The sequence below is a fragment of the Dendronalium phyllosphericum CENA369 genome, assembly GCF_016056275.1.
Classification (GTDB): domain Bacteria; phylum Cyanobacteriota; class Cyanobacteriia; order Cyanobacteriales; family Nostocaceae; genus Dendronalium; species Dendronalium phyllosphericum.
This window is the reverse complement of the sequence record NZ_JAECZA010000136.1, coordinates 1-6,543: the sequence shown is the minus strand read 5'-3', so window position 1 is coordinate 6,543 and position 6,543 is coordinate 1. Positions and strand designations below refer to the sequence as shown.

Sequence of the window (6,543 nt, the reverse complement as noted above, 5' to 3'; positions counted from 1 at the left end):
GCAGGGGAGCAGAGGAGCAGAGGAGCAGGGGGAGCAGGGGGAGTAGGGGGAGATAAGAACAGAAATTCTCCCTTGTCTACCTTGTCTCCCTCATCTCCCTCATCTCCCTCATCCCCTTAACGTTGGTCGATAGGGGTATAAGTAATGTCGTGTTTACCGTTATAAACCTGGGTAGGACGGAAAATCCGATTTTCTGCTAGTTGTTCTTTCCAGTGGGCTAGCCAACCAGCAACACGGGCGATCGCAAAAATTGGTGTAAACAAGTCTGTGGGAATTCCCATTTTCCTATACACCAAACCTGAGTAAAAGTCAACGTTGGGATAAATTCCTTTGCTACCAAGTTTTTCCTCGACTACTCTTTCCACTTCTTGGGCAATGTCATAGTACTTATCTGCCCCAAACTTGGCAAACAACTGTTCTGCTAGGTTTTGTAAGATGGTGGCTCGTGGGTCTTTCACTTTGTAGACGCGATGCCCAAACCCCATAATCTTCGCTTTGCGTTGTATCAGTTCCTCTACGTAAGGGCGGACATTTTCCACTGAGCCAATTTCTTCCAACATCTGAATTACTTCTTCATTGGCTCCTCCATGCAGCGGCCCTCCCAAAGTTCCCACGGCACTAGCAACTACTGCATAGGGGTCAGTCAAGGTAGAAGCTGTCACCCTCGCACTGAAGGTAGAGGCGTTCATTGTATGCTCGACATGAAGTATCAAGCAAATGTCGAAAATTTTTGCTGCCAAAGGATCGGGTTCTTGCTCGTTGAGCATGTACAGGAAATTGGCAGAGTAATCTAAGTCATCGCGGGGCCGCACGGGGTCGTTGCCTTTTCGCATCAGCTGGAATGCCGCCACCATTGTGGGAATGGTTGCTATTAAGCGCACTACAGAATCCCGAATGTAGGCAGGATTATGTAAATCCCGAAGCGAGTAGAATAAACCCAAAGCCGCAGCTGAAGCTTGCAGAGCATCCATTGGATGGCCGCTTTCTGGGAAGGATTTCATCATGTCCCGAATGCGGTATTTTATTCGCCTGTGGTGGCGAATTTCATGCTCAAACGCTTCCAACTCTTCCTTACTTGGCAGTTCGCCCCAGATTAAGAGATAAGCAGTTTCTAGAAATGTACTTTTCTCTGCTAATTCCTCAATCCGGATGCCACGATATTCTAGTATTCCCTTTTGCCCATCCACATAACTGATACTTGATTGGGCGGCGGGAATGCCTTCTAATCCAGGCTTGTATTCGCACACCATCATGGCAACACCATTTGCTTTGTAAAATATCCGACTAGCTAATTTACCAGAAAATTATTTTCGCCATAACAGTAGCCGAGCTGACAACAATCCTTAGAGAAACGTTGAAAAACTGTTATAGCAGGTACTTGGGTGGTGTCAACCAGAACATCTGACTACGACCCAAAACAGAGCCTGTTTCTGGTAGTTTTATCCCAATCATACCTGCTTTTTTCAAGACTAAGCTGGCTTTGACCTCCCCCCAAAGAAGAATTTCTGCCCAATTGCTCAAAGGAGGTTCGTGTCCGACTAAGGCAAGTTGGGTATTTTGGGAATAATTTTTCGGTTCTAGCCACTCAGCCAACCAACTATAAATTTGTCTATCGGGGGCAAGGTGGAGCGATTCCTCCAACTGGGAACTAAGTCCAGCTGCGATCAAAATTTCAGCAGTTTGACGAGCGCGTACTAAGGGACTAGTGAGAATCAAATCAAATTGCAAACCCAACTTTTTTATCCGCTGGGCAACTTTTTCAGTTTTTTGTCGCCCTTCTTTGGTAAGACTTCGCTGTTCGTCCTTGATGCCAGGTTGTCTTTCTTCGGCGATGCCATGACGAATTAAGTACAGTTCCACAACTTAAGTCCTGAGTGCTAATTTTAGGCTGCTCCTACGCCATGTTAAAACGCTAACTGCCACTTAGCAATTTCTCACGTTGTCAAGATGGATGAAGTTTAATTGAATATATACATAGGAAATGGATGCTGACCTCTTTAATTAATTTACGCTCTGAAAAATCTATGAGTAGAATACCTTCTCCAGAGGAAAGTCAGCAAATGTTGAAGTGGTTAAATCTTAATCGCAAAATCTTATTAGATTTATATCGAAATCAATATATTGCTTACAATGCTAATGGCTTAATTGCTCACAGTGAAAATCTTCAAGAAGTTTTAAAATTAGCAAATGCTTCCAAACAGATTTTTGCTATTTACCTAGTCCCTCGCCGCACTGCTTCTGTACAAATTTTGCCAATTCGCTTTCGCACAGTTGCCCGCCATGATTGGCAACCAAATTATCATGTATACCTCAAGCATAGAAATATAGAAATTTCTACAACTATGTTAGTAGATTCTGGTGCTGAATTAAGTTTAATTTCATTTAAAGTTGGACAAGATTTAGGATATGCTTTAGCTGATGCCGAATCAACTTTATTAGCAGAAACTATAGGTGGAAGAGTTGAATATGTTTTACGCAATGTGGAAATGACAATTGATGGACATAATTTGATTGCTCCTGTTGCATGGTTACAAAGCAATACAGGTGGAGAACAATTACTTTTAGGGCGCGAAGTTGTATTTGATAAGTTTAATATTGAGTTTAGGCCGGCAGACGAGCAAATTATTTTTACATGGCGTAAAGATTTAATATGATAGCGATCGCTTGACGAACCGCCAAGGATGCAAATGCGATTAATTTTATACAGTAAACCTGGATGCCACTTATGTGAAGGTTTGCAGGAAAAACTAGAAAAAATTCCAAATCTCAGTTTCGAGTTGGAAATTCGAGATATTACAACTCGTGATGAATGGTTCGGCGCTTATCAGTATGAAGTACCCGTACTTTATTTATCAGACACAGAGAAAGATATCGCCGAACAACCCTTGCCGCGTCCTTCTCCCCGTGCTACTGTGCAGCAGTTGGAGCAAATGCTATCTAAGTATATATCCAACAATCAAAAAAATGATGCAGAATAGGCGCAAGGAAAGCGTGTGACGAGGTTCACAAGATGAAATTGCGGGAATTACTAGCAGTCGTAGACAGTGTAGAGCAATTACCTAACCATCCTAGTTTTGAGGATGCAGAAGTTAAGGGCTTGAAAACAAATTCTCATGCTTGCGGTGCTGGAGATTTGTTTATTGGGATGCCGGGAACGCGAGTAGATGGTGGAGAGTTTTGGCCGAGTGCGATCGCATCGGGTGCTGTGGCGGCGGTTGTCTCAACTGAAGCTGTGCAGAAAAACCCTCCTACTTCCGAAGTGGTGATTAGCGCCAACAACATGACTAAAGCCTGCGCCCAAATAGCAGCAGCTTTTTACAATTATCCCAGCCAAAAACTTCAAATGGTGGGTGTGACGGGTACTAATGGCAAAACTACAACTACTCACCTGATTGAATTTCTATTAGGCAAAGCCCAGCTATCTACCGCTTTGATGGGAACTCTCTACACTCGCTGGGCTGGTTTTGAGCAAACTGCCGTTCACACTACGCCGTTTGCTGTGGAACTACAACAACAGCTAGCAGAAGCAGTAAATGCTGGTTGTGAATTTGGAGTGATGGAAGTGAGTTCTCACGCTTTAGCCCAAGGTCGAGTTTTAGGTTGTGAGTTTGAAGTCGGGGTATTCAGCAATCTCACCCAAGACCACTTGGACTATCACAGCGACATGGAAGATTATTTCGCAGCCAAAGCATTATTATTTAGTCCCGATTATCTCAAAGGACGAGCAATCATTAATGCTGATGATGCTTACGGTCAGCGATTAATTGCCGCTTTGAACCCAGAAAGAGTTTGGAGTTACAGTGTTAACAACAATAGCGCTGATTTATGGATGAGCGAGCTGAATTACGAGCCTAATGGTGTTAGCGGCAAGTTACATACGCCAAAAGGTGATGTAACTTTTCGCTCGCCCTTAGTTGGTCAGTACAACTTAGAAAATCTTTTAGCAGCAGTCGGAACAGTTTTACACTTAGGGCTAGATTTACAACTAGTTGTATCTGCAATACCTGAGTTTCCCGGAGTCCCCGGAAGAATGGAACGAGTGCAAATTAGTCCCAAGCAAGATATTAGCGTGATTGTCGATTACGCTCATACTCCAGATAGTTTGGAGAATTTGCTGAAAGCAGCACGTCCATTTATACCTGGTAAAATGATTTGTGTATTTGGTTGTGGAGGCGATCGCGATCGCACCAAGCGTCCGAAAATGGGAAAAATCGCCGCCGATTTAGCTGATGTGGCAGTGGTGACATCAGATAATCCCCGCACCGAAGACCCAGAACGAATTTTACAAGATGTTTTGGCAGGAATTCCCGAAACTGTCAAGCCGACAGTAATCGGCGATCGCGCCACTGCAATTCGTACCGCCATCTTACAAGCACAACCCGGTGATGGAGTATTGCTTGCAGGTAAAGGTCATGAAGACTACCAAATTCTCGGCACAGAAAAAATCCACTTTGACGATCGAGAACACGCACGCGACTCTTTACAAGAGCGATTGGGGATTGGGGATTAGCGATTGGGGATTGGGGATTAATTATAAGTCTGAAGTTACTACTCTTGTCCTCCTAGTCCCCTAGTCCCCAGTACCCAGTCCCCAGTCCCCAGTCCCCAGTCCCCATATTTTTCTTTGTTGTGCTTAACTCATGAATGATGCTCCCCGTAAGGATCTGTCTATTTATCGATTGGCTTTGGGAATGGAAGCGCCTCCTCAACCATTGCCTCTCAATCCTGCTACTCTGCTATCATTAGTGCGATCGCAAATAGACTTACTGATCGAGCAGCAGATCGTCGCAACTATCTGGGTTAAGCTACCACCTGGAAAAATTTGGCACGACGAATTAAAACGCTATCAATCTTCCGTAGGGGCATCGGCTACAATCTATACTTGCCAGCTAGGGAAAACTCGAACAGTAGCAGACGTAGCAGAAGTAGATCGATTAATTTCTTCTGCTAACTACAATGTTCAGCTAGTACCAAATAGACTGCTACAACGGGAATACTTTTTGATAGTGTTGTCACCGCAGTTTTGCAGTTTAATTTTGGCACATCGACCGCTCAAAAGAAGTAAAGCGCGGATCTTGGCAAAAGCAAATGGTGTTTCAGTTCCGTCTTTGCTGGCTGTGACTGCGATGGAGGGAAGAGTCATTCAGCAAGTATTAGACGGAATTAAAGCGGCGATCGCACCAGCAACTTCTCCAATTGCAGTTGCTGATTTTACTTACCCAATTGCTTGCGAACTAGCACTGATAAATCAGTTATTGGCAAAACAACTCCAGCGACAGGATGAAATGAGTCGTCAAAGCCGGAGCGATCGCCTTGCCAAAATGCAGCAACAAAATCGAAAACTGCACAACAAGGAACAACTAAAAGATAAATACTTAAGAGGTATGTGTCAGGAATTACGAACACCTCTAACGCATATGAAGACAGCACTTTCGCTCTTAAATTCACCTACTCTCAAACCACCACAGCGACAACGTTACTTGCAGATGCTAAATGTGCAGTGCGATCGCCAAAGTACTTTGATTACAGGTCTATTAGATTTGGTGGATCTAGAGCAAAATTTAGAAAAGACAACCTTAGAGTTGGTAAACCTCTCAGATATTGTGCCTGGGGTAGTCAGTACATATCAGCCTGTAGCGCAAGAAAAAGGCATCGTGTTAGCCTACACAGTACCGACTGAACTTCCAGCTGTTTGGTGTGTTACAGGTGGACTGAAGCAGATCGTAATTAATCTGCTGCATAATAGCATTAAGTTTACACCTAATGGCGGTCGGGTATGGGTAAGAGCGCGCATTCAAGGTGATTATGTCCAATTAGAATTCCGCGACACGGGTATGGGTATTGCTGAAAGCGAGATTCCCAAAATCTTTGACTGCTTTTATCGCGTACGTTCGGGATTAACAGAAGATTTTAGCGGCGCTGGCTTGGGATTAACAATTGTGAAGCGGTTATTGTGGCGTAGTGGTGGTTCTATTTCTGTTAAGAGTAGGCTGGATGAAGGTTCTGTTTTTACATTGCAGTTGGCAAGCAGAAACCACACGCCAATCATTAATATCTAAAGCTGATGATTGCAGTTTCGATGAAATTATCAGCAAATATGGCAAAGTGCTGAGTGCTGAGTGCTGAGTAAAAATACAGTTGCTGTAAGGCTTTGAGCAATTGCAATTGTCCTAACATCAGTGACTACGGCTATAAGTTTAAATTTAAAATACCTTAGCCAATTAACGGCGGTTCAGACGATTCAAATGGTACTTTAGTCATAATTTATCCCGGAGCAACAGCAGTTTCACAACGCTAACCACACGTGAGTTCGATGAACCTCTCCTTCCCACGGGGAAAGGGAGGAGCAACGAGAAATTAGGGTTTTGGCTTCCCTCTCCGCGTCAAAGAGGGGTTGGGGGAGAGGTCACGAAGAGGGTGTAGGGGGTGGACGGCATTGGTTGGGGCTTGGAACCCCCACCAATACCATCGTCTTGAAAAGCTTAGGATTGTGTTCCACTGGTTGTTGGGGCTATTTCTTCCCCCACACCCCACACCCCACAC

The 6,543-nt window shown here is 44.2% G+C and carries 6 protein-coding genes; 4 read left to right on the top strand and 2 right to left on the bottom strand.

All coding sequences use genetic code 11. The features are described from left to right. Positions 1-116: 116 nt before the first annotated feature. A complete protein-coding gene (locus I8752_RS20755) occupies positions 117-1,253 on the bottom strand; it encodes a citrate synthase (RefSeq protein ID WP_214434187.1) in 1,137 nt (378 codons plus the stop codon). 112 nt (positions 1,254-1,365) lie between these two features. Next, on the bottom strand, positions 1,366-1,860 hold the full coding sequence (gene sixA, locus I8752_RS20750) for a phosphohistidine phosphatase SixA (protein ID WP_214434186.1): 495 nt from the start codon (positions 1,858-1,860) through the stop codon (positions 1,366-1,368). Positions 1,861-2,024: 164 nt separating this feature from the next. On the opposite strand from sixA, the gene I8752_RS20745 reads away from it, so the two are divergent. The 4 genes from I8752_RS20745 (at position 2,025) to I8752_RS20730 (ending at position 6,059) form a co-directional block, all read left to right on the top strand. Then, complete coding sequence (locus I8752_RS20745; RefSeq protein ID WP_214434185.1) at positions 2,025-2,654, top strand: retropepsin-like domain-containing protein; 630 nt, start codon at positions 2,025-2,027, stop codon at positions 2,652-2,654. Positions 2,655-2,687: 33 nt separating this feature from the next. Beyond that, the gene (locus tag I8752_RS20740) at positions 2,688-2,978 is read left to right on the top strand and encodes a glutaredoxin family protein (protein ID WP_214434184.1); all 291 of its coding nucleotides are present in this window, start codon (positions 2,688-2,690) and stop codon (positions 2,976-2,978) included. Positions 2,979-3,010: 32 nt separating this feature from the next. Further along, a complete protein-coding gene (locus I8752_RS20735; protein WP_214434183.1) occupies positions 3,011-4,510 on the top strand; it encodes a UDP-N-acetylmuramoyl-L-alanyl-D-glutamate--2,6-diaminopimelate ligase in 1,500 nt (499 codons plus the stop codon). Positions 4,511-4,640: 130 nt separating this feature from the next. Then, the gene (locus I8752_RS20730; RefSeq protein ID WP_214434182.1) at positions 4,641-6,059 is read left to right on the top strand and encodes a DICT sensory domain-containing protein; all 1,419 of its coding nucleotides are present in this window, start codon (positions 4,641-4,643) and stop codon (positions 6,057-6,059) included. Positions 6,060-6,543: the final 484 nt, after the last annotated feature.

Bases quoted from the DNA above. Each gene is read 5' to 3' on its own strand.
- I8752_RS20755 (WP_214434187.1), bottom strand. From the start codon at position 1,253: ATGATGGTGTGCGAATACAAGCCTGGATTAGAAGGCATTCCCGCCGCC.
- I8752_RS20745 (WP_214434185.1), top strand. From the start codon at position 2,025: ATGAGTAGAATACCTTCTCCAGAGGAAAGTCAGCAAATGTTGAAGTGG.
- I8752_RS20740 (WP_214434184.1), top strand. From the start codon at position 2,688: ATGCGATTAATTTTATACAGTAAACCTGGATGCCACTTATGTGAAGGT.
- I8752_RS20735 (WP_214434183.1), top strand. From the start codon at position 3,011: ATGAAATTGCGGGAATTACTAGCAGTCGTAGACAGTGTAGAGCAATTA.
- I8752_RS20730 (WP_214434182.1), top strand. From the start codon at position 4,641: ATGAATGATGCTCCCCGTAAGGATCTGTCTATTTATCGATTGGCTTTG.